The sequence below is a fragment of the Streptomyces sp. 6-11-2 genome, from assembly GCF_006540305.1.
Lineage (GTDB): Bacteria > Actinomycetota > Actinomycetes > Streptomycetales > Streptomycetaceae > Streptomyces.
Genome location: NZ_BJOR01000001.1, coordinates 4,419,208 through 4,443,540, shown reverse-complemented (window position 1 = coordinate 4,443,540; position 24,333 = coordinate 4,419,208). Strand labels below are relative to the sequence as shown.

The 24,333-nt window shown below is 71.0% G+C and carries 23 protein-coding genes; 8 read left to right on the top strand and 15 right to left on the bottom strand.

Annotated features, from left to right (window positions below):
- Positions 1–197: 197 nt before the first annotated feature.
- Positions 198–1,814 carry an MDR family MFS transporter gene (locus tag TNCT6_RS19530; protein WP_141360582.1) on the bottom strand — a complete coding sequence of 539 codons (1,617 nt, stop codon included), beginning with the start codon at positions 1,812–1,814 and terminating at the stop codon, positions 198–200.
- 233 nt (positions 1,815–2,047) lie between these two features.
- On the opposite strand from TNCT6_RS19530, the gene TNCT6_RS19525 reads away from it, so the two are divergent.
- Positions 2,048–2,659: a TetR/AcrR family transcriptional regulator gene (locus tag TNCT6_RS19525; RefSeq protein WP_141360581.1), complete on the top strand. Its 612-nt coding sequence runs from the start codon at positions 2,048–2,050 to the stop codon at positions 2,657–2,659.
- Positions 2,660–3,019: 360 nt separating this feature from the next.
- The gene (locus TNCT6_RS19520) at positions 3,020–4,924 is read left to right on the top strand and encodes an FHA domain-containing protein (protein WP_141360580.1); all 1,905 of its coding nucleotides are present in this window, start codon (positions 3,020–3,022) and stop codon (positions 4,922–4,924) included.
- 68 nt (positions 4,925–4,992) lie between these two features.
- On the opposite strand, the gene TNCT6_RS19515 is transcribed toward TNCT6_RS19520, so the two are convergent.
- Positions 4,993–6,171 (bottom strand): M20 family metallopeptidase, encoded by a 1,179-nt coding sequence (locus TNCT6_RS19515; protein WP_216372786.1) that lies wholly within the window; start codon positions 6,169–6,171, stop codon positions 4,993–4,995.
- Positions 6,168–7,607, bottom strand: coding sequence for an MFS transporter (locus tag TNCT6_RS19510; protein WP_141360579.1), 1,440 nt, complete (start codon positions 7,605–7,607; stop codon positions 6,168–6,170). The genes TNCT6_RS19515 and TNCT6_RS19510 overlap by 4 nt, the downstream gene beginning before the upstream one ends.
- Positions 7,608–7,730: 123 nt before the next feature.
- Here TNCT6_RS19510 and TNCT6_RS19505 point away from each other — a divergent pair, with 123 nt between their 5' ends.
- A complete protein-coding gene (locus TNCT6_RS19505; protein WP_253266162.1) occupies positions 7,731–8,717 on the top strand; it encodes an Lrp/AsnC family transcriptional regulator in 987 nt (328 codons plus the stop codon).
- A gap of 63 nt (positions 8,718–8,780) precedes the next feature.
- Here TNCT6_RS19505 and TNCT6_RS19500 read toward each other — a convergent pair whose 3' ends face one another.
- Positions 8,781–8,978: a DUF1737 domain-containing protein gene (locus TNCT6_RS19500; protein ID WP_141360578.1), complete on the bottom strand. Its 198-nt coding sequence runs from the start codon at positions 8,976–8,978 to the stop codon at positions 8,781–8,783.
- 96 nt (positions 8,979–9,074) lie between these two features.
- Positions 9,075–9,548, bottom strand: coding sequence for a carboxymuconolactone decarboxylase family protein (locus TNCT6_RS19495; protein ID WP_141360577.1), 474 nt, complete (start codon positions 9,546–9,548; stop codon positions 9,075–9,077).
- 215 nt (positions 9,549–9,763) lie between these two features.
- Between TNCT6_RS19495 and TNCT6_RS19490 the strand changes: the two genes are divergently transcribed.
- The 3 genes from TNCT6_RS19490 to TNCT6_RS19480 all read left to right on the top strand — a co-directional run bounded on the left by TNCT6_RS19490 (position 9,764) and on the right by TNCT6_RS19480 (position 11,325).
- Positions 9,764–10,072 carry a hypothetical protein gene (locus tag TNCT6_RS19490; protein ID WP_141360576.1) on the top strand — a complete coding sequence of 103 codons (309 nt, stop codon included), beginning with the start codon at positions 9,764–9,766 and terminating at the stop codon, positions 10,070–10,072.
- A gap of 145 nt (positions 10,073–10,217) precedes the next feature.
- The gene (locus tag TNCT6_RS19485; protein ID WP_141360575.1) at positions 10,218–10,772 is read left to right on the top strand and encodes a DUF2269 family protein; all 555 of its coding nucleotides are present in this window, start codon (positions 10,218–10,220) and stop codon (positions 10,770–10,772) included.
- 34 nt (positions 10,773–10,806) lie between these two features.
- Positions 10,807–11,325: a levansucrase gene (locus TNCT6_RS19480; protein ID WP_141360574.1), complete on the top strand. Its 519-nt coding sequence runs from the start codon at positions 10,807–10,809 to the stop codon at positions 11,323–11,325.
- 65 nt (positions 11,326–11,390) lie between these two features.
- On the opposite strand, the gene TNCT6_RS19475 is transcribed toward TNCT6_RS19480, so the two are convergent.
- From TNCT6_RS19475 to TNCT6_RS19455, 5 genes are all read right to left on the bottom strand, one after another.
- The gene (locus tag TNCT6_RS19475; protein ID WP_141360573.1) at positions 11,391–12,092 is read right to left on the bottom strand and encodes a hypothetical protein; all 702 of its coding nucleotides are present in this window, start codon (positions 12,090–12,092) and stop codon (positions 11,391–11,393) included.
- A 39-nt stretch (positions 12,093–12,131) separates the two neighbouring features.
- On the bottom strand, positions 12,132–12,587 hold the full coding sequence (locus TNCT6_RS19470) for a hypothetical protein (RefSeq protein WP_141360572.1): 456 nt from the start codon (positions 12,585–12,587) through the stop codon (positions 12,132–12,134).
- A 194-nt stretch (positions 12,588–12,781) separates the two neighbouring features.
- Positions 12,782–13,324, bottom strand: coding sequence for a carbonic anhydrase (locus tag TNCT6_RS19465; RefSeq protein ID WP_141360571.1), 543 nt, complete (start codon positions 13,322–13,324; stop codon positions 12,782–12,784).
- 59 nt (positions 13,325–13,383) lie between these two features.
- The gene (locus tag TNCT6_RS19460; RefSeq protein WP_141360570.1) at positions 13,384–14,862 is read right to left on the bottom strand and encodes an MFS transporter; all 1,479 of its coding nucleotides are present in this window, start codon (positions 14,860–14,862) and stop codon (positions 13,384–13,386) included.
- 157 nt (positions 14,863–15,019) lie between these two features.
- Positions 15,020–16,339: a DUF445 domain-containing protein gene (locus tag TNCT6_RS19455; protein WP_141360569.1), complete on the bottom strand. Its 1,320-nt coding sequence runs from the start codon at positions 16,337–16,339 to the stop codon at positions 15,020–15,022.
- 202 nt (positions 16,340–16,541) lie between these two features.
- Here TNCT6_RS19455 and TNCT6_RS19450 point away from each other — a divergent pair, with 202 nt between their 5' ends.
- Positions 16,542–17,873 (top strand): SGNH/GDSL hydrolase family protein, encoded by a 1,332-nt coding sequence (locus tag TNCT6_RS19450; protein WP_141360568.1) that lies wholly within the window; start codon positions 16,542–16,544, stop codon positions 17,871–17,873.
- 25 nt (positions 17,874–17,898) lie between these two features.
- On the opposite strand, the gene TNCT6_RS19445 is transcribed toward TNCT6_RS19450, so the two are convergent.
- The 4 genes from TNCT6_RS19445 to TNCT6_RS19430 form a co-directional block, all read right to left on the bottom strand.
- Positions 17,899–18,588, bottom strand: coding sequence for a DUF1707 domain-containing protein (locus tag TNCT6_RS19445; RefSeq protein WP_141360567.1), 690 nt, complete (start codon positions 18,586–18,588; stop codon positions 17,899–17,901).
- A 9-nt stretch (positions 18,589–18,597) separates the two neighbouring features.
- A complete protein-coding gene (locus tag TNCT6_RS19440; RefSeq protein ID WP_141366601.1) occupies positions 18,598–19,623 on the bottom strand; it encodes an ATP-binding cassette domain-containing protein in 1,026 nt (341 codons plus the stop codon).
- Positions 19,624–19,692: 69 nt separating this feature from the next.
- Positions 19,693–20,532, bottom strand: coding sequence for an ABC transporter permease (locus tag TNCT6_RS19435; RefSeq protein WP_253266161.1), 840 nt, complete (start codon positions 20,530–20,532; stop codon positions 19,693–19,695).
- A complete protein-coding gene (locus TNCT6_RS19430) occupies positions 20,525–21,325 on the bottom strand; it encodes an ABC-2 family transporter protein (protein WP_172632956.1) in 801 nt (266 codons plus the stop codon). The genes TNCT6_RS19435 and TNCT6_RS19430 overlap by 8 nt, the downstream gene beginning before the upstream one ends.
- A 225-nt stretch (positions 21,326–21,550) precedes the next feature.
- Between TNCT6_RS19430 and TNCT6_RS19425 the strand changes: the two genes are divergently transcribed.
- Positions 21,551–24,001, top strand: a complete 2,451-nt coding sequence (locus TNCT6_RS19425; protein ID WP_141360566.1) for a transglycosylase domain-containing protein — start codon at positions 21,551–21,553, stop codon at positions 23,999–24,001.
- On the opposite strand, the gene TNCT6_RS19420 is transcribed toward TNCT6_RS19425, so the two are convergent.
- Positions 23,985–24,305 carry a multidrug efflux SMR transporter gene (locus TNCT6_RS19420; RefSeq protein WP_141360565.1) on the bottom strand — a complete coding sequence of 107 codons (321 nt, stop codon included), beginning with the start codon at positions 24,303–24,305 and terminating at the stop codon, positions 23,985–23,987. The two genes, TNCT6_RS19425 and TNCT6_RS19420, sit on opposite strands and share 17 nt — an antisense overlap.
- Between the last annotated feature and the right edge of the window lie 28 nt (positions 24,306–24,333).

Below are 24,333 nucleotides of genomic sequence, written 5' to 3'. Positions count from 1 at the left end.
GAAGTCGATGGAGCGTGCACGGAGATGAGTCTCGTGCTGGAGACATGCGACGAAATCGCGTCGCCACGGCTGGCGGGCCGGGGCCGGTCCGTAACGGACCGGCCCCGGCGGTGCCCCCTCCCCGGCCGTCCCCTGACGGGGAGGGGGCAGTCCCCTCTCCTGCCCGTCCCCGAGCGGAGAGAGGAGGCGGTGGGTCGTCAGCTGCCGGCTGGGGCTTTCTCGGTGGCCCCCTGGTCGTCCTGGACTGCTCCGGACGTGCCGGAGGCGTCGGCAGGGGCCGGTGCCTCGAAGCCCCGCAGCGGCACCTGGCGGATGAGCAGGGCGATCAGCAGGCCCGCGGCGGCCACCACCGCGCCCCAGGTGAAGACGGAGCTGACGCCGTCGGTGACGGCCTGCTGGAACACCTGGCGGGCCGCCGCGGGCAGGCTCTTGAGGATCTCCGGCGTCATCTGCGACACCGAGGCCGAGCCGCCGGAGCCGGTCGCCATACCGCCGTGGGAGACGACGGAGTCGGTCAGGGTGGAGGCGTAGACCGAGCCCAGCAGGGAGACGCCCAGGGAGCCGCCCATGTTGCGGAGGAAGGTCGCGGCACCGGTGGCGGCGCCCATGTCCTTCAGCGGGGCGTTGTTCTGGGCGATCAGCATGGTGGTCTGCATCAGGCAGCCCATGCCGGCGCCGAGGACGACCATGTACAGCGAGGTGACGGTGCGGGAGGTGCCGGTGTCCATGGTGGCGAACAGGGCCAGTCCGGCGGCCATCAGGACGGTGCCGGCGATGGGCCAGAGGCGGTAGCGGCCGGTGCGGCTGATCATCTGGCCGCCGGCCAGCGAGGTCACCATCGAGGCGAGCATCATCGGCATCAGCAGCAGGCCGCTGTTGGTGGCGGAGGAGCCCTGGACGAACTGCTGGAACTGCGGCAGGAAGGTCACCCCGCCGAAGAGGGCGAAGCCGACGATGAAGCTGAGCGCCCCGGCCAGGGAGAAGTCGCGGTTGCCGAAGACCGCCAGCGGCATGATCGGCTCGGCGGCGCGGCGTTCGACGAACACGAAGGCGACGAAGGCCGCCACGGTCACCACCGCCAGACCGATGATCATCGCCGAGGACCAGTCGTACTCGTTGCCGCCCCAGCTGGTGATCAGGACCAGCGCCGTGATCCAGACGGTGAGCAGGGCCGCCCCGGTCCAGTCGATGCGCACCCGGCCGGTGCCGCGCGGCAGCCTGGCCAGGGTGAACCAGCACACCAGCAGGGCGACGACGCCCAGCGGCAGGTTGACGTAGAAGGCCCAGCGCCAGCTGAGGTGGTCGGTGATGAAGCCGCCGGCCAGCGGCCCGCCGATCATGGCGACCGGCATCACGGCCATCATCACGCCCTGGTACTTGCCGCGTTCACGCGGCGGCACGATCTCGGCCACCACCGCCATGACGCCCACCATCAGGCCGCCGGCACCGAGGCCCTGCAGAGCGCGGAAGCCGACCAGCTCACCCATGTTCTGCGACATGCCGCACAGCGCCGAGCCGAGCAGGAAGATCACGATGGAGGAGAGGAAGGTGATCCTCCGGCCGAGCAGGTCGCCGAGCTTGCCCCAGATCGGGGTGGCGACGGTGGAGGCCAGAACGTAGCCGGTGGTCACCCATGCCAGGTGATTGAGCCCGCCCAGATCGCCCACGATCGTGGGCAGGGCGGGAGCCACGATCATGTTGTCGAGCATGGCCAGCAGCAGCGCGATGACCAGGCCGCTCATCGTCACCATGATCTCGCGGTGGGTGAAGCGGGGCGGTGACTCCTGGTCGGGATTGGCTGCGGTCGACGCCATGGCGGTGCCTTTCTTGGGAACGGGAGTGCTGGCGGGTAGCGGACCGCACGTGGCACGCCCGCCCCGCAGCGCCTGCGCGGGACGGACCGTGCACGGGGAGAAGCCTGCTTCGACGTCACGGCGTCACCTACCGGCCGTTAAGTAACTTACTTGCCGGGCGGTAAGCTTGCAAGCGAGACCCCCGGCGACGAAGATCGGTCGGACGCGGCACCACCGGAAGAAGGCGGATGAAAATGGCGGGCGCAGGACACCGGCGAGGCAGCGACACCAAGGCCGAGATCCGCAAGGTCGCCCTGGATCTGTTCGCCGCGCAGGGCTACGAAGCCACCTCCCTGCGAGAGATCGCCGAGCGCCTGGGCATCACCAAGGCAGCCCTGTACTACCACTTCAACGGCAAGGAAGACATCGTCCGCTCGCTGTTCACCGAGCATCTGGAGGCCCTGGACGAACTCGTCGACTGGGCCCGTACGCAGCCTCCCGGCCCGCGACTGCGCGCGCAGACCATCGACCGGATGATCGACCTGGTCTCTCGGCAGGGCCTGCAGGCTGTGCGGTTCGCCTTCGCCAACCAGCATGTCGTCAAGGAACTGCATTCCGGCCGGGAGAACGTCTTCGAGCGGCTGACCGCCCTTTTCGACGCCCTCACCGGCCCGGACGCCTCCGTGGAGGAGGCACTGCGCATCCGCATGGCCCTGTTCAGCGTCAACCTCGCCTTCTTCGCGGCCCAGGGCCTGGAGGCGAGCAATGAGCAGGTCGTCGCCGCCGCCCGCGACATCGCCCAACTGCTGAACCCGCCGGCCGAGTGCGACGCGGAGCCCGCCCCGGACGCCGTGAGGCAGCCGTAACGTCGCAACGGACCGGGCACCCCCGCCTGCCCTCGGTCGGCTGCCCGGCCGCTCGGGGCCGGCAGTCGCCGAACCGAGCCGAGGCCGTCAGGGCCTCGCCCTCGCGGCGCGGCCTCTTCCAATCTGCCCCCTGAGTCCCCCGCGCCCCTCCCGCCACACCACACCTGATCTGCAACTTCCCGTCCTACGGCCTTGCGCGGGGGCGACCGTGGCGCGAACCTGGAACCCACCTGTTGGGGGCTGGGGCAACGGGCCTGGGGGGAACACGCCTGTCTGTGCCGAGCTGTTGATTCGAGTCGGTCGGTGTCCTGGCCACGACCGGCTTACGGCCAGTACGGACAGATCCAAGGGGGAGTGGCCATGCCGGCTTCGATCACCGGGCGTGTGGGGCCTCTGGCCGGGCGGCGGTTCTCTGTCGGCGTCGCTCCGGTCACTTTCGGCCGCAGCGGTGACAGCAGTGTCGTGATCGCCAGTGGGCGGGCCTCGCGTCTGCACGCGGAAGTACTGCGGGAGGCCGACCGGTACGTCCTGTACGACCGGGGAAGCCGGAACGGGACGCTGGTCAACGGGAGGCAGGTGACGTCCCACGTCCTCACCTCAGGGGACGAGATCACGATCGGCGACGAGGTCTTCTGCTTCGAGATCCCCGAGGCGATGGAGACGATCACGGATGTCCCGAACCCGCTCGCGGCCGCCGCGCCGGGCCCGGTCCTGAACGTCACCGTCTCGGGCGGCGGTCCCGTGGGGCTGAGCTTCGCCCTGCTGCTGGAGCATCTGATGGGGCGGCGCGTGGCCATCACCGTCTACGACGGCCGCTGGACCCAGGACGGCTCGCGGGTCGTCTGGAAGAACGAGTCACAGGGCAACGTCCGGCGGCAGCAGGTCGTGACCGTCCAGAGCCGCCAGTACCTGAACCTTCCCGAGAAGGTCCAGGAGCGCTTGTTCGGCGCCGGCGCGTACACCGAGATGTGGCCGGCCGGGCCGGACTCCGTCCAGGGCTACGGCCCGCGGAACGTCCGGATCGCCTACGTCGAGGACGTACTCCTGGAGATGGCGAACGAGAAGTCCGACCGGATCCGGCTCGTTCCCACCCGCTTCGACGCGACCGAGCAGCGTGAGACGGTGGTCAAGGACCACGTGCTCGCCATCTGCGAGGGCGGCCGCTCACGGACCCGGGATCACCTCAGCGACAAGTTCGGCGCTCCCGACGCGTCGATCTACTCCCTGAAGGGGCAGCACGTCCAGGACGTCGTGCTGGGGCTGCGGGTGAAGTCCGACCTGCCGGACCCCATGGCCGTCCTGCTGACGGTGGCGCAGAACCGCTTCCTTCTGAACTCCCTGCGCGGCGAGGGCTTCCTGAACATGCGCCTCACCGACGCCGAGGCCCAGGAGGTGATCGGGGTCGACCCCGTCCGGCACGTGTTCGAGCAGTGTGTCGCCTCGCGGCCCTGTCTCATGGGCCGCAACGAGGAAGGGGACTTCCGCTGCTCGACGCACGGCACGCTGTTCCTGCCCGCCCTGGTCAAGGGTTCGGCCCTGTGGAAGCGCGTGCTGGAGGGCCTCGTCCTCTTCGGCGTCACCGAGGGGAACCTGAGCGCCGTCACCGGGTTCCGCCTGGACATGGTGCAGCGGCCGCGCTTCACCGCCCGGCTCCACTCCGCGACGCCCACCACCCCGGGGACGTACGGCTTCCTGCTCGGGGACGCCGCCAACGCGATCCACTTCTGGCCGGGGCGCGGGCTCAACAGCGGGCTCGCGTCGGCCATTTCGCTCGCCCGCTCCCTCAGCAACGCCTGGCGGGGGAAGGCCTTCCGCGACGCCGACTTCGTCCGTCACGAGGCGGCGATGTCGATGCTCCAGTACCGGCACAAGAGCCGTGCGTGGAACGCGATGGTGACCACCGACGAACACGGCGACACTTGTGCGATCAAGGACACGATCGCGCAGAGCATCGAGGCGGCCGTACCCACGGCTCCGGACGGCGGGGCGGACAAGGCGAACGAGGCGGACATCGACGCGTTCATGGAACGGCTGCGGGAGATCCGCGACCGTCTCTCACCGCGGGTCCCGGGCATGCCGGACGACACGGCCCTCCGCGACCACCTCCGGAAACTGAAGCCCGAAACCGTCCGCACCCTGCTCGCGAGCGGTGCCTGGGACACCCTGACCGTCGGCGGCGAAGAGGTGGACATCGACATCTTCTACCGGCAGGTCCCCTCACCGACACCTGTCACGAAGCAGCCCGATCCCCGCCTGAAGACCTGAAGACCCGCGGGGCTGAGAACCTGAACGGCTGAAAGGCTGACGCCGGGCCAGGGAAATACCCACGGAAACTAGCGACGGCCGCGCTCCGCAAGCCGCTTCAGCAACCGGCTCCGCTGCCCCTCGTCGGTCGCGAGGCCCAGCGCCGTCCATGCCATGGCGAGCCCGCCGTCCAGGACGGCGAGGTCCGCGCTCGCGGTCGTGCCGTATCGCGTGAAATCGGGGTTGTGCATGATCGCGTCGCCGCAGTCGTAACCGATCATGGGGTGGATGGACGGCACGGTCTGCGAGACGTTGCCCATGTCCGTCGACCCGCCGCGCAGCCGGGGGTCGCGCGGCGGCACGGTGCGGCCGAGGTCGCCCGCCGCCTCGCGGTACAGCGCGCACATGTCCAGGTCCTGCCGCAGATCGGCGTAGTCGTTGCCGACCGTTTCGAGCGCCAGCTCGGCGCCCGTCGCCAGTGCCCCCGCCTCGAAACAGGCGCGCACCCGGGCCTGGAGCTCCCGCAGTTCCTCGATCGTCTCGGCGCGGCAGTCGTAGTCCGCCGTCGTACGGCCGGGGATGACGTTGGGTGCCTCGCCGCCGGAGGTGACGATGCCGGAGACGACCGCGCCGGGCGTCATCTGCTGCCGGTAGGCGCTGATCGCGACCTGCGCGATCATCATCGCGTCGGCGGCGTTCACCCCGCAGTGCGGCATCGCCGCCGCGTGCGCCGTACGGCCGGTGTACGTAACCTTCCAGCTGCTGATGGCGAGCGAGGTCATGCCGATGGCGTCGGTGGGCGCGGCGTGTGCCATCATCGCCGCCGCCACATCGTCGAAGGCCCCTTCGCGCAGCATGTCGGCCTTGCCGCCGCCGTACTCCTCGGCGGGTGTGCCGAGGAGTTTGACGGTGACGCCGATGTCGTCGGCGACGGAGGCGAGCGCGAGGGCGGCGGTGACGGCGGCGGCGCCGTTGACGTTGTGGCCGCAGGCGTGGCCGATGCCGGGCAGCGCGTCGTACTCGGCGCAGATCCCGATGACCAGGTCCCCCGAGCCGGCGGTCGCGGTGAACGCGGTCGGCAGTCCGCACACGCCTCGTTCGACGGCGAAGCCCGCGCCCTCGGCCAGGTCGGCGATCTTCCCGGCGGACCGGTGCTCCTCGTAGGCGAGTTCCGGCTCGGCGTGCAGGCTGTGGCTGAGCGCGAGGACCTGGTCCTGCGCGCGGGTGACGGTGTCCCGGCACCGTTCCTTCAGCTGGGCGCTGGTCACTGGGCCTCCTTCGCGGGGCGGCGGTAGAGCAGGGAGACGAGCGCGCCCGCCAGGGACACGGCGGCGCAGATCGCCCAGGCGTGGGTGTAGGCGGTGACGGCGGGCAGCGACCTGCCCGCGGCGGTCTCGGCGGCGAAGACGGAGAGCACCACGGCGGCGCCGAGCGAGCCGCCGACGTTGATGAGGAGTTCGTTGATGCCGGAGCCCACCGAGGTCTGGTCGTGCGGTACGGCCTCGACGGCGAGGGTCCGGGTGGAGTGCTGGAGCAGCCCGCTGCCGAGACCGACGACGGCGGTGCAGGTCAGGTAGGGCACGAGGCTGCTGTGGGAGACGAACACGGCGAGGTTTCCGGCAGCCATCAGCAGCGAGCCCGCGAGCAGGGTCCGCCGGTCGGAGAGCCGTGCGGCGACGGCGGGCGCGACCAGGGCGCCGAGTACGAGCGCCAGCATGTTCGGCAGCAGCGCGAACGCGGTGGCCAGCGGCGTGAGCCCGAGCCCGTAGCCCGCCTCGGCGCGCGAGGTGCTCAGGAACACCGGGTTGGCGACCAGCAGACCGAGCATGCAGGAGCTGAAGGTCAGGGTGACGATCGCGACCACGACGACGTTGCGGCGCCGGAACAGGCGTACGTCCATGACGGGCGCCGCGGTCCGCAGTTCGGCCAGCACCCACACCGCCGTCACCAGCACACCGCCGGCCAGGCAGCTCAGCGTCCTCGCCGAGGTCCACTCCCAGCCGGGCGCTCCGCCCTGCCCGAGCCCCAGCGTGATGGCGACGAGCCCCACGCACAGCAGCCCGGCGCCGAGCCAGTCCGCGGAGCCACCCGGCCGTTCCTCGGTCTCCGGCAGCAGCGGCCAGGTCACCGCAAGGGCGAGACCCACCGCTGCGGCGGGCACCCACAGCGCGGCGGTCGGCGCCGCCACGTACTCCGCGATCAGGCCGCTGCTCACCGTGCCCAGCGCGAGCCCGCCGACCAGCGCGGCCACCATGAGGCTGATGCCGCGCCGGCTCTCGGCGGCGGTGCGCCGATTGCGCAGGATGCCGACGAGCAGCGGGAAGAACCCGGCGAACGCGCCTTGGAGCACCTGCCCCGCGAGCAGCAGCCCGAACGACCGGCTCAGCCCCACCAGGACCGAGCCCGTCAGCACGATGCCCAGGTTCCAGCGCAGCACGCGACGGTGGCCGTGCAGATCGCCCAGACGGGACAGGATGGGCGTGAAGGCGACACTGGAGAGCAGGTTCGCGATGCTGATCCAGTTCAGCTCGGCGACGCTCACGTGCAGGGTGGTGGTGAGCCCCTTCAGCAGCGGGCCCAGAAAGCCCTGGGTGATGCCGCTGGACAGCTCCACCAGGACCAGGGAGACGATCACCGCGGCGACCGGGGTCGGGCGGAGGGCGGGTCTCGTGGGCGAAGGGGCGAGGATCGGGGTGTCGTTCATGGAAGCCGCACCTGTTCACGGAAAGTGGCTGGCGGAAAGTGCCCCTCAAGGTCGCCCGAACGACTTAGTCTCGGCAATGACTCCCCGGATATTCAGTGGAAACAAGCATGTGAGAGGTGATCATTGGCGGATTCAGGCAAGCCCGGTGAAGCGGCGCCGTCGGCTCTGGACGCGCTGGACCACGCCATCCTCCGGCTGCTGGCCCGCGACCCCAGGGCCGCCTGGGCGGATGTGGCGGGCCGCCTCGAGGTGCACGAGCGCACCGTGGCGCGCCGGCTGGACCGGCTCATCGGTTCCGGCCTGGTGCGGTTCACGGCGTTCCTGGTACCCGAGTACCTGGGCGAGGGACTGGTCGTGGAGCTGGCGGTGCGCTGCGCGCCCGGGACGTTGCACGCGGTGGCCCTCGCGCTCGCGCGCCGCCCGGACACGCGCTCCGTGGACGTGGCCACCGGCTCGCCCGAGGTGCTGGCCGAGGTCCTCGTGCCGGGCCCCGAGCAGCTCCTGACCACGGTGGACGGATCGATCGCCGGCATTCCCGGTGTCACCGACGTGCACACGGCGGTGGTCCTGCGGCTCCTGCTGACCGCCAACGACTGGGACCCGTACCGCCAGGAGCCCACACCGTCCCGCCGTCGCGTCGCCGAGGGCGGCGCCCTGCCCGAGCCGCTGGTCGTCGACGAGCTCGACCGCCATCTGGTGGCTCTGCTCGAGCGGGACGCGCGCATCCCCATGGCCCGGCTCGCCCGCGAGCTGTGCGTGAGCGAGACCACGGCCCGGCGCAGGCTCGCCCGGCTCATGGACTCGCACGTGCTGCACCTGCGCCTGCACGCCGAGCCCGGTGTGCTCGGCTTCCCCGTCGAGGCCCGCTTCCGGCTCTCCGTCGAACACCGCGCGCTGGACACGGCCGTACGCCGCCTGGCCCGTGAATCCGACGTACGGCACCTGGTCATCACCACCGGCCGGGCGAACGTTCTCGGCTACTCCAGCCACCGCTCGGCCCAGGACGTGCACGACTTCACCACGCGGGTGTTCGCGGAACTGGACGGAGTGACGGGGGCGGAGGCGGCGCTGTTGCTGCGTTCGTACAAGAGAGCCGGGGTGGTTGTCTGACCGGCCCCGGAACCGGCCGCACGGCCCGGGCGTGACTCTCGGCTCGCCCGGGCACGGACGTCCCTATCCCCGCTCCTCCGGCCCCGTCGGCCAGACCACCGCCTGGGCGACGATGACGTTCTCGCCGTTGAAGGTGAGGGCCGGGCCTTCGTGGAGTCGGTAGCCGAGGTCGAGCGCCTCGCTCACGCGGCGGCAGAACGAGGCGTCGTCCGGGCCGGTCAGGACCCGGTAGCGGGGCAGTCCGTCTGGTGGTGTGGTCATGGGGAAAGGGTCTCAGGCCGGCTCGACGGGTCCTCGGGCGGGCTGTTGAGGCCGACGAGCGGGCCGACGAGGTCGACCGGGGGCCCGGGTACCGGGTCAGCCGAACATGCCCGGTTCGTAGTCGCCCGCGGGCTGCTGGACGATGACGTTCAGGCGGTTGTAGGCGTTGATCATGGCGATGAGGGTGACCAGGGCCGCCAGTTGGTCCTCGTCGTAGTGCTTGGCGGCGTTGGCCCAGGCCTCGTCGGTGACACCGCCCGCGGCGTCGGCGAGGCGGGTGCCCTGCTCCGCCAGTTCCAGGGCGGCCCGCTCGGCCTCGGTGAAGACCTTGGCCTCGCGCCAGGCGGCGACCATGTTGAGGCGTACGGCCGTCTCGCCGGCGTGGGCGGCGTCCTTGGTGTGCATGTCGAGGCAGAAGCCGCAGCCGTTGATCTGGCTGGCGCGGATCTTCACCAGCTCCTGGGTCGAGGCCGGGAGGGGCGAGTCCGACACGGTCTTGCCCGCGGCGTTGATCTGGCGGAGGAACGTGGCCGCGAGGGCGTTGCCGAAGAGGTTGAGACGAGCTTCCATCCTGGGCTCCTTGTAAGGGTTCATTCTGCTTCGTGCTGGTTCGCTTGCTTTCGCTTACACACCTACGACGGGCCCGGTCCGCGATGTGTGACAGACCCGCCGGGGCGATTGGCGTGACCTGCGTCTCATCATTCGGCGGGGATGGCAGGCCCCCGTCGGCCCACCGCCTGACGTGCGGGTTAGCCTGGTTTGTCCTACGAGTGCGGGAGGCAGTGATGGCCAGGGTTCCTGCGGCAGTGGTCGCCGCGAGTGGGCTCGTCGGTGGGTACGGCGTGGCCCGGTGGACCGGGAAGCGGGAGTGGGGCGGGGCCGTACTGGCGGTCGCCGGGGCCGCGTCCGCGTGGCAGTGGCGGCAGCGGGCCGGCGGGAAGGCGGCAGGGGCGCTCACCGCCGCCTACGTCGCCGGCTTCGCCGGGTCGCATCCGCTGGCCAAGAAGGTGGGCGCCTGGCCGTCGGTGTTCACGGTCGCGGGTGCGGTCGCCCTCGCCTCCTGGGCCGTGGCCGACCGGCGGGACGCCCGCTAGGCCACCGCTGGGCCCGGCCTCCCGGAGGGGTGGGCAGGGCCGCCGATCGTCCGCGCCGGGGGTGGTGGCGGTGGTGGCGGGAATCCGTTGATCCCTGTCACTCCCGCCACTTCTTCAAGATCGGCCCGGTGTCTAGCGTCGGGGCGTGACCAAGTTCCTTCTCGCCGTGCACGTCCTGGCCGCGATCGTCGCCATCGGGCCCGTCACCGTCGCCGCCAGCATGTTCCCGCCCGCCGCGCGCCGGGCTCTGGCCTCGCCCGAGGACCCGCGGGCAGTGGAGACCGTGCTGTTGCTGCTGCGCATCTGCCGGGTCTACGCCGTCGTCGGGGTCGCCGTCCCGGTGTTCGGGTTCGCCACGGCCAAGAACATGGGCGTGCTCGGCGACACCTGGCTGATCGTGTCGATCGTCCTCACCGCGCTCGCCGCCGTCGTCCTCGTCGCGCTGGTGCTGCCCCGGCAGACCGTCATGGCCGAGGCCTTGGAGGAACGGCGGGTGGCAGAGGGTACCGACGGCGCTGACGGCGGGGACGGCGGCGCCGCGACGACCACCACCACCGTCACCGCCCCCACGACCGCCGCCCCCACCCTCAGCCCCAGGGCCACCGTTCGACTCGCCATGTTCACCGGCCAGTTCAACCTGTTGTGGGCCGCCGTGACGGTCCTGATGATCGTCAGGCCGGGCTCGACGACGGGAGCCTGACGGGCGACGTCACGGCGGGCATAGGATCCCGCTCATGTATGAACAGGGGTTCGGGCAGCAGCAGTCGGGGGCGGGGGCCTACCTCGCCGCCCTGGAGGGCCGGCTGCGGGCCGACGGTTGCGGCACCCGGTGGGAGGACTGGCACGGGATGCCCGTGCTCGTGGGGCGCCGTTCCGACTTCCGGATGCTCTGGGTGGCCACGAATCTGCACCTGTTCACGGTGGCCGCGGCGGTCCCCGAGATCACGGTGGGCACCATCAGGGACTTCACCTATGGGGTCCTGAAGTACGCCAAGGACACCAAGGGCGGGCTGCCCGTGGGCCTCCAGACCGGGGTCGGCGCCTTCCCCGTCCTGGTCAGCGAGAACGTCGATCCGGCCGCCGTGCTGTGGGCGGAGGAGCAGCAGCGCAACAAGTTCGCCTGCATGGCCCGGCCGGTGGTGGTCGACAGCGGGCGGGGCCATGTGGGCATGTACCGCGGCAAGCCCGTCTTCGGCCGGGTCTACGCGTCCCACTTCATCGAGAAGGGCACGCGGTACTTCTACGGCGGCTGACCCTACGGCGCCGAGACGGCCGACCGGTTCCTCCGATGAGGCCGGTGCGGCCGCCTCGTCGTGCGTCAGGCTGTGGTGCCGGCGCCCGTGGCCTTGCGTCGGCGGACTACGTAGACCGCGCCGACACCGGCGCAGACCGCGAGGCCGCCGGCCAGGGCGACGGCAGGGAGGGCGGAACCGGCGCCGGTCTCGGCCAGGTGGCCGTTCGAGTTCGTCCCGTTGGTGACGGTGGCGGCGGGCGTCGACGTGTTCTCGTTCCTGCCGCCCTGGGGCTCGGTCCCGGATTTGGTCCCGGGCTCGGTCCCGGGTTCGGTCTCCGGCGGGTTGCCTGTGTCGGTACCGGCCGCGTCGATGTTGAACTCGGAGGTGATGTCCGTATAGGAGGAGCAGGAGTTGCCGTCGTCGTCGGTGTACCAGCCAGAGGTATCGACCTCGCCGATTCCGGCCGGCGCGTCGCCGGCCACGCTCATGCGCATGTCGACGGTCAGGGACTCGTGGGCCGCGACATCAACGGTGACGAAGCGGCCGGCGCTCCACTGGCTCCCCCACTGGCCCAGGTCGACGTCCGACCACGTCCCAGCGGCCGGGTCCTTGTACTGGAAGGCGAGGTACTTGTACGCGGACTTACGGGTCTCGAAGTCGTACGTCCTGGTGCTGATGCCGAGTTCGAGGTTCTTGATGTCATGGTCGCTGTCGTTGATCACGTGGAGCGTGAAGGGGTGGAACCCGCTGCCGGCGACGACCGTATTGGGAAAATCGCGCCCCACGGGGATGAACAGCTTGTTGTTGCTGTTGTAGGGGCCGCATCAGTTACCGGTTGGCTCGTCCTCGCCCTTCGGGCCGTCCGAGCCGGGCCTGGAGGGGTCCTCGGCAGCGTTCTCCCCGTCCTTGCCTGCCTCGTCCTCACCGGCCGAGCCGCCCTGGCCTTCGCCGGCCGAACCGTCCCCGCCGGTACCGGTACCGGCCTTCTCGCCGCTGTCCCCGACGGAGCCGGGCCCACTCGGGCCGGTGCTGTCGTTCGCGTCGCCGGACGGGGTCGAGTCGCCCGTGGGCGGGGTCGAGTCCCCCTCGGTCGAAGAGGAGTCGTCCTCGGCGACGGCGGTGAGCGTCGTCGTGCTCGCAGGTGAGGCGTCATCCGTCGCATACGCGCCCGGCGCTGTGAGAAGTACGGCCGGGGCCATGGCGGCCGTCGCCGCCGCGAGAGTCAGAGAACGACGGAACTTCATGTTCACCTCGGTGACATCACAACGTGATGCATACATGACCACGCACCTCGGCAAAGGGTTGTGCAAGTCCACGAGCTTCCGTCCCGCGTGGCGGTAAGAGGCTGTCACGGCTGGTGTCCTGAGTCAGAGATCCTTCGAGCGGGTGCCGGACGGCCGGAAACCGGTCTGTCGGACGCAGCTGCCTCCGTCTCACCGCCGGACCGGGTCTGTCGGGGCCGACCGTGTCCCGCTCAGCCGGGCTGCACGACGGTGGTGATCACCCCTGTCCCGAGGTCGTAGGCGTAGCCGCCGAGTTTGATGTCGCCGATGGCCGACGCGAGTTCGGGTGCCGAGCGCAGCCGGGCGATGTCCTTCTGGACCGTCTTGGACGGCTCCAGGACGGCCATCTCCAAGGAGGTCTGTTCGTCCCAGCCGCCGCGGGCGGCGTAGCCGGAGCGCAGATCGTCGTCGGCGAGCAGTCCCGAGCCGCAGTCGGTGTGGTGGATGACGGCGATCTCGAACCAGTCCGCGTCGGGGGTCTTGTTCTCGTGCAGGTGCACGATCCAGGCGAGGTCCTTGATGACCGCCGGCGTCACGCGGCCGCCGACGTTACGTGCGACGATCGCTTCTCCGAGCCGGACGCCCAGCACCGCCGCGGGCTCCACGCGCGGATCGATGCAGATGATCAGGTACAGCTGCTTGAAGGGGATGAACGGGACCTGGGGGACGTCGGCCTGGGCACCGGAGGCCGCGAAAGCCCGGTTGCGCTCCAGGTACGGGGTGAAGTTCGACATGGCTGGTTCCTTCAGGACGTGGTGACAGCCTGGGGTTGTGCGACCCGCCCGAACGGGAGCTAGGGCAACGCCTCCGCCTCCGGTGCCTGCACCGCCGTCAGCGGTGTGGCGATGTCCTCCAGGGAGCGGCGTTCGGCCTTGACCGCGAGGAAGGCGGCGACCAGGCCCGCCGCACACATCAGGGCGGCGCCGATCTGGAAGGCGAGGACCGTGTCGCCGATCCTGCCGGTGCTGGTGAGGTCGGCGAAGAGGAGCGGGCCGCTGATACCGCCGGCCGCGGTGCCGAGGGCGTAGAAGAAGGCGATGGACATCGCCCGGGTCTCCATCGGGAAGATCTCGGAGACGGTCAGGTAGGCGCTGGAGGCGCCGGCCGAGGCGAAGAACAGGACCACGCACCAGCAGGCCGTCAGCGTGCCGGCGCTCAGCGTGCCGCGGCCGAACAGCCAGGCCGTGCCGAACAGGAGCAGGCCGGACAGCAGGTAGGTGGAGGAGATCATCACCCGGCGGCCGGCCGTGTCGAAGAGGCGGCCCAGCAGCAGCGGACCCAGGAAGTTGCCCGCCGCGATGACGGCGAAGTAGTAGCCGGTGTGGTCCGAGGGGACGTGGAAGAACTTGGTGAGGATCGCGCCGAAGCCGAAGGTGATGGCGTTGTAGAGGAAGGCCTGGCCGATGAAGAGGGAGAAGCCGAGGACGGCGCGCCTGCGGTAGTCGGCGAAGACCGTGCGGGCGATCTCGACGAAGCTCACGCTGCGGCGCTGGTGGATCGTGATCTCGCCGCGCGGCTCGGGCAGCGGCTCGCCCCGCTCGGTTTCGATCCGGCCTTCGATATCGGTCACCACCTCCTCCGCCTCCCGGTCCCTGCCGTGGATCAGCAGCCAGCGCGGGCTCTCCGGGACGTGCCTGCGGACGAGAAGGATCACCAGGGCGAGGACGGCACCGAGCGCGAACGTCAGCCGCCAGCCCACGTCGGCGGCCAGGATGCCGGTGTTCAGGGCGAGGATCGACAGCAGGGAACCGCCGACGGCGCCCACCCAGAAGCTGCCGTTGATGATCAGGTCGACGCGCCCGCGGTACGCGGCGGGGATCAGTTCGTCGATCGCGGAGTTGATGGCCGCGTACTCGCCGCCGATGCCGAAGCCGGTCAGAAAGCGGAAGAGGAAGAACCACCAGGCCTCGAAGGAGACCGCGGTCAGGGCGGTGGCCGCCAGATACACCGCGAGGGTGATCATGAAGAGCTTCTTGCGGCCGTAGCGGTCGGTCAGGCGGCCCCAGAAGAGGGCCCCGACGCAGGCGCCCGCCACATAGAGGGCGGCCGCGGTGCCCGTGACCTGTGCGGAGCTGATCGACAGGCCGCTGCCGGGCTCGGACAGACGGCTGGCGATGTTGCCGACGACCGTGACCTCCAGACCGTCGAGGATCCACACGGTGCCGAGACCGACGACGATCGTCCAGTGCCAGCGCGACCACGGAAGGCGGTCCAGGCGGGCGGGAATGGCGGTGGTGACGGTACGGCCGGTCTCGGCCTCGGCGGTGGCCATGGGCTCCCTCCACGACGAGCGGAACGCCATGCGAGTTCCCCAGAACCGCGTGGATCACGCCCCGGTGACGGCCGGCCGACCCAAGCCCGGACCCCACGCGACAGGCGGCAATGCGACGACAGGGCCAGGAGGCCCCGTCCGGTCCGTCGCCCAGGCCCTACGCCCCCATGGCCCGCGTCACCGCATAGATCACCACTCCCGCCAGCGACCCCACCACCGTGCCGTTGATGCGGATGAACTGGAGGTCGCGGCCGATGTGGGCCTCGATCTTGCGGGTGGTGTGCTCGGCGTCCCAGCCGGCCACGGTGTCGGTGATCAGGGAGGTGATCTCCTTGCGGTAGGTCGTCACCACGTAGACCGCCGCGCCCTCGACCCAGGAGTCGACCTTGCCCTGCGTCTTGGAGTCCTCGGCCATCCGGGCGCCCAGGGACAGCAGCGAGGCACGGACCCGCAGGCGCAGCTCGCTGCGCTCGTCCTCGGCCGCCGCGACGATCATGGACCGTACGGCCGTCCAGGCGGAGGCGATCAGGTCCTGGACCTCGCCGCGGCGCAGCACCTCGCCCTTGAGCCGCTCGATACGCGCGCGCGTGTCCGTGTCGGACTGGAGGTCGGAGGCGAAGTCGGTGAGGAAGCGGTCGAGCGCGCCGCGCGCCGGGTGCGAGGGCATGTCCCGCATCTCGGTGATGAAGCGCAGCAGCTCCTTGTAGACCCGCTCGCCGACCTTCCTGTCGACGAACCTCGGCGTCCAGCCGGGCGCGCCGCCCTGCACGGCGTCCATCACGGAGTCGCTGTGCAGCACCAGCCAGTCGTGCGCGCGGGAGACGACCAGGTCGACGACCCGTTTGTGGCCGCCGTCGGCGACGACCTTCTCCAGCAGCTTGCCGATGCCGGGCGCGATCTCCTGCGAGTTGGCTCTGCGGGTGATCGCCTCGCCGACCACGGCCTGGATGTCGGAGTCGCGCAGCACGGTCAGGGCGCCGCGCAGCGCGGTGGCCAGTTCCGCGGTCACCCGGTCCGCGTGCTCCGGCTGGGCGAGCCAGGCGCCGAGGCGGCTGCCGATGCCGACGGCACGCAGCCGCTGCCGTACGACGTCCTCGGAGAGGAAGTTCTCGCCGACGAACTCGCCCAGTGAGATGCCGAGCTGGTCCTTCTTGGTCGGGATGATCGCGGTGTGCGGGATGGGCAGGCCGAGGGGATGGCGGAAGAGGGCGGTGACCGCGAACCAGTCGGCGAGCGCGCCGACCATGCCGGCCTCGGCGGCCGCGGCGACGTACGCCGTCCAGGTGCCGGCGCCCGCGTTCTGGCCCCACTTGGCGAGCACGTACACCACGGCGACGAACAGCAGCAGCCCGGTGGCGGTCAGCTTCATGCGGCGCACCCCGCGGCGCCGCTCCTCGTCGGCGGGGCTGAACACGGTCATCGCGCGCTGGGAGACGGCGTCCCCCGTGCCCCGGCCGGCCTGCGTCGTCTGTTCCATCCACTCCACCCGTTCGGTGATCCCGCAGACAATTGTCCCTTCCTGACCGACTCCCGGAACGGAACAAGAGTTCCCGGCGTCTGTCCGGAGGGGGGTTCGGCAGGATCCTGCCGATTCTCCCCGGGCTCATGGCCCACCATGTGCCCATCAGAGCGGAGTCCCGGGGCTCCGGCCGGCGTCGCCCGAGGAGAGCATCGCCCGCATGACCAGACGCCACGGTTACGCCCTGCTGACCGCGATCGTCACACTGATCGTCGTCGTCTCCGCCGCCATCTACGCCGGGATCGCCTCCGGCACCGGCCGCCTGGCCGACGCCCCGGCCGCCGGCCGTGCGCCGGGCCATTCCGCCGCTCCGGCCTCCTCCGGCACCTGGGTCGCCACCTGGGCCACCTCACCGGCCGCCGCCGAACCCGGCACGGCGACCAACGGCATGGCGGGCCGCTCGGTGCGCAACGTCGTGCACACGAGCGTCGCCGGGACGAGTGCCCGGATCACGCTGTCCAATCTCTACGGCCGGGCGCCGCTCAACGTCACCCACGCCTCGATCGCCGTCGCCGCCGGTGACGCCACCGCGGCCGCCGCCACGCGCACCATGCGGCGGCTCACCTTCGCCGGCGCCCGCTCGGTCGTCGTACCGCCCGGCGGGCAGGTGACGAGCGACTCCGTGCGCATCGCCGTTCCGCGAGGCGGCGACGTCCTGGTCACCACCTACTCCCCCGCCTCGTCGGGCCCGGTCACCTACCACCCGCACGCCCGCCAGATCTCGTACGTCGCCCAGGGCGACCGCACGGAGGACGTGACCGGAACGCCGTACACGGAGCGGACGAGCGTCTGGCGCTATCTGACCTCGCTGGACGTGCTGAGCGACGAGGCCGAGGGGACGGTCGTCGTCCTCGGCGACTCGATCACCGACGGCGTCACCGCCACCGTCGGCGCCGACCGCCGCTGGACCGACGTCCTGTCCGGCCGGCTGTGGGCGGCGGTCGAGGACGGCCGGGACGTGCCGCGCTACAGCGTCGTCAACGAGGGCATCAGCGGCAACCAGGTGCTGTCCGACGGGCTCGGGCGCCCCTCGGACAACCCCAGCGGGCTGAGCCGGTTCGAGCGGGACGTGCTGGAGCGGGCCGGTGCCAAGGTCGTCGTCATCGACCTCGGCATCAACGACATCCTGCGCGATCCGCGACTCGCCGACCCGCAGCGGATCACCGGCGGGCTGCGCACGCTGGTGACGCGGGCGCACGCGCGCGGGCTGAAGGTCGTCGGGGCGACGCTGATGCCGTTCGAGGGACACCGCGGGTACACGCCCGCCCGGGACGCGGTACGGCAGCAGGTCAACGCGGAGATCCGCGGCGGGCAGGTGTTCGACGCGGTGGTCGACTTCGACAGGGCGCTGCGGGACCCCTACGCTCCGCGGCGGCTGCGGGGCGACTACGACTCCGGGGACCATCTGCACCCCAGTGACCTCGGATACCGCGAGATGGCCGAGGTGTTCGAGCTGAAGCTGCTGAAGAAGGCGGGGCAGGCACAGCTGTAGGGCGCGCCGCGGTGGGGTGCCGCGGTTACTCGAGCCTGCGGCGTTCCTCCCTGCGCTCCAGCCTCTCCCGGCGGCGCTGCTCCTTCAGGCGGCGCCGTTCCTCCTCGGTGATCTTCCGCCTGACGCCCACGCCGCCCCAGAAGGCCACACCGGTCACGATCACGCGCGGGGCGCCCGGCTCGCCGTGCACGCCGTCCTCGCGGTGGTCGAAGCCACCCATGATGCCGATGCCGCGCACCACCACCTCGACGCCGGGCGGCACGATCACATCCATACCGCCCATGATCGCTACGCAGTTGATCACGACCTCGTGGTCGGCGAAGTTGGCGTCGCGCAGGTCGATGCCGCCGCCGCCCCAGAAGGTGAAGCAGTTGAACCGCTTGGGCACGGTCCAGCGCCCCTTGCGCTCGAACCCGCCCATGATGGCGACGGCCCACGACGAGGACCCCTCGCCGCCGACCACCCGCGACGCCCAACTGCCGTCCCGCGCCGGCTGCTTGACCATGTTCACCGCCGGGGCGACCACCCCGGGCACGGGCAGGTCCCGGGTGAGCGGCGCGAGTTCGCCGTACGTGCGCGCCTGGTACGCCGCCTCCAGTCGCTCCTCGAACTCGGTCATGTCGAGCCGCCCCTCGGCGAGGGCGTCCCGCAGATGTTCGACGACTCGTTCACGATCGGCGTCGGAAGCGCGAAGCTCCGGCAGGTCCTCCGTCATGGCAGCAGCCTACGAGACCGCTTTCTCGGCGTACATCCTCGCGATGACCGCCTCGATGTCGGGCTCCCGCACCGACAGGTCCACCAGCGGGCACTCCGCCGCGATCCGCGCCACCAGGGGCGCCGCCGACTCGGCCGCCGGGAAGGCCAGCCACTGCCGGGGCCCCTCGACCCGCACCACGCGCGCGGACGGCAGCTCGATCGGCGGCAGCTCTCGCTCCAGGTCGACCACCAGGGTGCGTTCGCTCTCGCCCGCCTCGCGCAGGCCGGTGAGGGGGCCGTCGTACATCAGGCGCCCGTGGTCGATGACCATCACCCGCGAGCACAGCTGCTCGATGTCCTGGAGGTCGTGCGTGGTCAGCAGCACCGTCGTACCGCGTTCGGCGTTCAGGTCGCGCAGGAACCCACGGACCTTGGCCTTGCTGATGACGTCCAGGCCGATGGTCGGCTCGTCCAGGTAGAGGACCTCCGGGTCGTGCAGCAGGGCCGCCGCGATGTCGCCGCGCATCCGCTGGCCCAGCGAGAGCTGCCGCACGGGGACGTCCAACAGCTCGCCGAGTTCGAGGAGTTCGACACAGCGGTCGAGGTTGTCGCGGTAACGGCCGTCGGGGATCCGGTACATGCGGTGCATCAGCCGGTAGGAGTCGATCAGCGGCAGGTCCCACCACAGGGTCGTCCGCTGCCCGAACACCACGCCGATGCGCCGGGCGAGCCGGGTCCGCTCGCGGGAGGGGTCGATGCCGGCGACCCGCAGCCGGCCGCCGCTGGGCGTCAGGATGCCGGTGAGCATCTTGATCGTCGTCGACTTGCCCGCGCCGTTCGGGCCGATGTAGCCGACCATCTCCCCGCGCGCCACGCTGAAGGAGATCGAGTCGACCGCCCGCACCTGCCGCCGCTCGCGCCTCAGGAACCCGGTCTTCTTCCGCACGTCGAAGACCTTCTCGACCCGGTCGAGTTCGATGAGACCACCGCCCGCGCCGTCCTCGCTGTCCGCGCCGCCCACACCGTCCCTGCCCTCCACACCGTCCACCGTCATCGCCATGCGCCCTGTACGCCCCTTCTCCCCTTCGCCCCTTTGGATCCCGTCAGTTCCCGTCAGTGCCCGTCAGTTCCCGGTGCTCCGATACGACCGCAGCCCCACCCGCCAGGCCGCCCCCGCCAGCGCGCAGCACGCCACCGCGACCAGCGGCGGAGCGAACGCGGTCCACCGGGGCAGGTCGAGCGGATACGGCCGCCCCAGCACGTACAGCGCCGGCAGCCAGTTGACGAAGGCCAGCGGCAGGACGAACGTCACCCCGCGCACCAGCTCCTTGGCGAACACCGTCGGCGGGTACTGGAGCAGCGTGGTGCCCCCGTAGGTGAACGCGTTCTGCACCTCCGAGGCGTCCTGCGCCACGAACTGGAAGGCCGCCCCGGCCACGAACACCGCGCAGAAGATCGCGCAGCCGCTCACCACCATCACCGGCATCAGCAGCAGCTTCAGCGGCGTCCAGTCGACGTCCAGCCGTGACATCGCCCAGCCCAGCACCAGCACCCCCTGCGTCACCCGGCCCAGCCGACGCAGCGCGAACCGGTCGGCGGCCACCTGCGCGAGCACCGGCGCCGGCCGGACCAGCAGCGTGTCGAGCGTGCCGTCGCGCACCCGCCGCCCCAGCCGGTCCATGGAGCCGATCGCCAGATCGGCGAGCCCGAAGGCGGTGGCGGACAGCCCGTACAGGAAGGCGATCTCCGGCAACGCGTAGCCGCCGAGCGCGTCGACGCGGGAGAACATCAGCAGGATCGTCACGAAGTCCAGCCCGGTCGCCACGAAGCTCCCGGCGGTGGTCATGACGAAGGAGGCGCGGTAGGCCATCGTGGAGCGGATCCACATCGCGGCGATCAGGCGGTAGGCGCGCAGCCCCTCCACCAGCCGGTTGCCGGCCGGGCCCGCGGTGGACTCAGCCACCCTGCACCACCACCCGCCGCGTCGCCGCCGACTGCACCAGCCGCCCCGCCGCCAGCAGCGCCACCGCCCACGCGCCCTGGAACACGTACGTGCCCAGCGGGTCCGCGTGCCCCAGCAGGATGTCGGCGGGGGCCTGGAGCAGCGACGACCACGGCAGCGCCCGGACCACCTCGCCCAGCGCGCCCGGGAAGACGTTCAGCGGCAGCAGCATCCCCGAGCAGAAGTACCCGGCCAGCCAGGCCATCTGCGCCACGCCCGCGCCGTCCAGCAGCCAGAACGCGCTCAGCGCCACCAGGAAGCGGATCCCGAAGCCCACCAGCAGCGCCAGCGGCACCGCCCCGAGGAACGCCGCCCAGACCAGCGGGTCCGACGGCAGGGCCACCGGGAAGAACAGCGCCCCGAACACGAAGGGCAGCACCCCGCGGCCCAGCAGCTGGAACATCGCCCGGCCCGCGTCGGCCGACAGCCACCACAGCTGGAGGTCGGCCGGCCGGTACAGGTCGACGGCGATGTCACCCGTTCGGATGCGTTCCATCAGCTCGTCCTCGACGCCGCCCCCACCGATCGCGAGGGCCGCCAGGAACGCCTGCCCCAGCCACACGTACGTCACGGCCTGCGCCTGGTCGTAACCGCCCAGGTGCGGTCGGACATCCCACAGCGCGAGGTACGTGTACACCAGGATCAGCCCGAATGCCGTATTGGTGAACACCCCGGCCGCCGTCGCCGCCCGATACGTCGCGTACCGTCTGAATCCCCCCGCCGCGACGGCCGCGTACAACCGTCCTGCGCCCACGTACACCGCCTCCCAGGCCACGACACCGAAAGCGCGGGAGCCTAATGCGTGCCGGGCGTGACATGCCACGCATTTTCCGGCCCGGACAAATGCCCGGGACCGGGAACGGAACGGTTGCTGCGAGAGTCTTCACCTGGGGGCGCCGAAGGCGCATGACGGCGTACGGGGACGTACGCCGTGACACGTACGGGGACGTACGACGGGAAACAGGAGTCCGAGCACGACATGAGTGACGAGCCGCAGCAGCCGAACCAGGGCGTGGCCGACCACCAGCCACCGGCGGCACCCGAGACCGGGGGCGAAGCGGAGAGCGGTCCAGGGAGCGAGGCGGAGAACGGGACGGGCGGCGGAAAGGCCGGACGGCCCCGGCGCACCGGCTGGCGCCGTGCCGTGCCGACCTGGCGGATGGTGCTCGGCGGCTTCCTCACCGCCATGCTGCTGGTCATCGGCGCGTTCCTCATCGGCTACTCGCTGGTGCAGATCCCGCCCGCCAACGCCATGGCCGTCAAGCAGGCCAACGTCTACCTGTACGCCGACGGCTCCGAGATCGCCCGGGACGGCGAGATCAACCGGGAGAACGTCACGCTCGCCCAGGTCTCCAAGGACGCCCAGCACGCCGTGCTCGCCGCCGAGGACCGCGACTTCTACACCGAGTCCGCCGTCGACCCCAAGGCGATGCTGCGGGCCGGCTGGAACACCGCCCTCGGCAAGGGCAAGCAGTCCGGTTCGACGATCACCCAGCAGTACGTGAAGAACTACTACCTGGGCCAGGAGCAGACCGTCACCCGCAAGGTGAAGGAGTTCTTCATCGCGATCAAGCTGGACCGCACCGAGTCCAAGAACGACATCCTCGAGGGCTACCTCAACACCAGCTACTTCGGCCGCAACGCCTACGGCATCCAGGCCGCCGCCCAGGCGTACTACGGCGTCAAGGCCCAGGACCTCGACCCGGCCCGCGCCGCCTACCTGGCCGCACTGGTCAACGCGCCCAGCGAGTTCGACGTCGTCGCCCACCCGGAGAACAAGTCCGTCGCCCTGGCCCGCTGGAACTACGTCCTGAACGGCATGGTCAAGAAGGGCTGGCTGAGCGCCTCGCAGCGGGCCGGCATGAAGTTCCCGATGCCCAAGGAGGCCACCGTCCCCACGGGCATGTCCGGGCAGCGCGGCTACATCGTCCGCGCGGTCAAGGAGTACCTGGCCGAGCACAAGATCCTGAACGAGGACCAGCTCTCCGCGGGCGGCTACCAGATCACCACCACCCTGGAGAAGAACAAGCAGGACGCCCTGGTCAAGGCCGTGGACGACCAGGTGATGAGCAAGCTCGACCGGAAGAACCGCAAGGTCGACACCTACGTCCGGGCCGGCGCCGCCTCCATCGACCCGAAGACCGGCGAACTCGTCGCCATGTACGGCGGCATCGACTACGTCAAGCAGTACACGAACAACGCCACCCGCCGGGACTTCCAGGTGGGCTCCACCTTCAAGCCGTTCGTGTTCACCTCCGCCGTCCAGAACGGCTCCGCGACCCAGGACGGCCGCACGATCACCCCGAACACCTACTACGACGGCACCAACAAGCGCCCCGTCCAGGGCTGGAGCGGCTCCTACGCCCCCGAGAACGAGGACCAGCGGTCCTACGGCAACATCACCGTCCGCGAGGCCACGGACAAGTCCGTCAACGCGGTGTACGCGCAGATGGCCGCCGACGTCGGCTCCGACAAGGTCAGGGACACCGCCATCGCCCTCGGCCTGTCGGCCGACACCCCGTCCCTGACCCCCTCCCCGTCCATCGCGCTCGGAGTGGCCACCGCCAGCGTCGTCGACATGGCCGACGCCTACGCCACACTCGCCAACCACGGCAAGCACGCCCCGTACACGATGATCAAGAAGATCACCAAGGACGGCACCGACACCGTCGAACTGCCCAAGCGCACCGAGATCCAGGCGATCACCCGTGAGGCCGCCGACACCACCACCTCGATACTGCGCAGCGTCGTGCAGAACGGCACCGCCACCGCCGCCCAGGCCGCCGGCCGGCCCGCCGCCGGCAAGACCGGCACCGCCGAGGAGGACACCGCGGCCTTGTTCGCCGGCTACACGCCCGAACTCGCCACCGTCGTCTCGGTCATGGGCCAGGACCCGGTCACCGCCCATCACAAGCCGCTCTACGACGCCATGGGGCTGGCCCGTGTCAACGGCGGCGGGCCGCCCGCCCAGATCTGGGCGCAGTACACCGGGGACGCCCTGAAGAACACCCTGGTCACCGACTTCGACCTCCAGCTCCAGCCGGGCGCCGACCAGATCCAGCCGCCGCCCTCGGAGCCCGACGAGAACCCGGGCGACGGCGGGCAGGACGACAGCGGCACGGCCGACCCCGGCGGCCAGGACCCGGGACAGGACCAGGGCCAGGACCAGGGACAGGGCGACGGCGGCACGGGTGACACCGGCGGCGGCGACCCCACCACCGGCGGGACCGACGCCGGCACCCCGCCGGGCGGCCCCACCGACCCGGGCTCCGGGGACGTCGGAGGCACCCCGCCGGGCGGCCCGGGAGCCTCGCCCGGCGGAGGCAACGCCGGCACCCCGGGCAACGCGGGCGGGAACGCGGGTGCCGGTGCCCCCGGCGACGGCGGCACCGGCACCGGCCTGCAAGGCGTGTTCAGTGACCGGACGTGACCTTGAGTCCCACCACGGCCACCAGCAGCAGACACACGAAGAAGATCCGGGCGGCGGTCGCCGGCTCCCCCAGCACCACCATGCCGATCACCGCCGCACCGGCCGCCCCGATGCCCACCCACACCCCGTATGCGGTGCCGATGGGCAGGGAGCGGGCGGCGTACGACAGCAGAACCATGCTGGTCACGATCCCTGCGCCGGTGAGCACGCTGGGCAGGGGGCGGGTGAAGCCGTCGGTGAACTTCATCCCGATCGACCAGCCCACCTCCAGCAGACCGGCGAGAATGAGCAGGACCCAGGCCATGACAGGCACCTCCGGGACGACGTCAGGA

Excerpts from the sequence above, each read along its gene's own strand:
- TNCT6_RS19525 (WP_141360581.1), top strand. The coding sequence starts at position 2,048 with ATGGCGGGCGCAGGACACCGGCGAGGCAGCGACACCAAGGCCGAGATC.
- TNCT6_RS19470 (WP_141360572.1), bottom strand. The coding sequence starts at position 12,587 with ATGTATGCATCACGTTGTGATGTCACCGAGGTGAACATGAAGTTCCGT.
- TNCT6_RS19460 (WP_141360570.1), bottom strand. The coding sequence starts at position 14,862 with ATGGCCACCGCCGAGGCCGAGACCGGCCGTACCGTCACCACCGCCATT.
- TNCT6_RS19510 (WP_141360579.1), bottom strand. The coding sequence starts at position 7,607 with ATGAACGACACCCCGATCCTCGCCCCTTCGCCCACGAGACCCGCCCTC.
- TNCT6_RS19530 (WP_141360582.1), bottom strand. The coding sequence starts at position 1,814 with ATGGCGTCGACCGCAGCCAATCCCGACCAGGAGTCACCGCCCCGCTTC.
- TNCT6_RS19495 (WP_141360577.1), bottom strand. The coding sequence starts at position 9,548 with ATGGAAGCTCGTCTCAACCTCTTCGGCAACGCCCTCGCGGCCACGTTC.
- TNCT6_RS19455 (WP_141360569.1), bottom strand. The coding sequence starts at position 16,339 with ATGGAACAGACGACGCAGGCCGGCCGGGGCACGGGGGACGCCGTCTCC.
- TNCT6_RS19420 (WP_141360565.1), bottom strand. The coding sequence starts at position 24,305 with ATGGCCTGGGTCCTGCTCATTCTCGCCGGTCTGCTGGAGGTGGGCTGG.
- TNCT6_RS19425 (WP_141360566.1), top strand. The coding sequence starts at position 21,551 with ATGAGTGACGAGCCGCAGCAGCCGAACCAGGGCGTGGCCGACCACCAG.
- TNCT6_RS19445 (WP_141360567.1), bottom strand. The coding sequence starts at position 18,588 with ATGACGGAGGACCTGCCGGAGCTTCGCGCTTCCGACGCCGATCGTGAA.
- TNCT6_RS19465 (WP_141360571.1), bottom strand. The coding sequence starts at position 13,324 with ATGTCGAACTTCACCCCGTACCTGGAGCGCAACCGGGCTTTCGCGGCC.
- TNCT6_RS19490 (WP_141360576.1), top strand. The coding sequence starts at position 9,764 with ATGGCCAGGGTTCCTGCGGCAGTGGTCGCCGCGAGTGGGCTCGTCGGT.
- TNCT6_RS19520 (WP_141360580.1), top strand. The coding sequence starts at position 3,020 with ATGCCGGCTTCGATCACCGGGCGTGTGGGGCCTCTGGCCGGGCGGCGG.
- TNCT6_RS19440 (WP_141366601.1), bottom strand. The coding sequence starts at position 19,623 with ATGACGGTGGACGGTGTGGAGGGCAGGGACGGTGTGGGCGGCGCGGAC.
- TNCT6_RS19480 (WP_141360574.1), top strand. The coding sequence starts at position 10,807 with ATGTATGAACAGGGGTTCGGGCAGCAGCAGTCGGGGGCGGGGGCCTAC.
- TNCT6_RS19450 (WP_141360568.1), top strand. The coding sequence starts at position 16,542 with ATGACCAGACGCCACGGTTACGCCCTGCTGACCGCGATCGTCACACTG.
- TNCT6_RS19500 (WP_141360578.1), bottom strand. The coding sequence starts at position 8,978 with ATGACCACACCACCAGACGGACTGCCCCGCTACCGGGTCCTGACCGGC.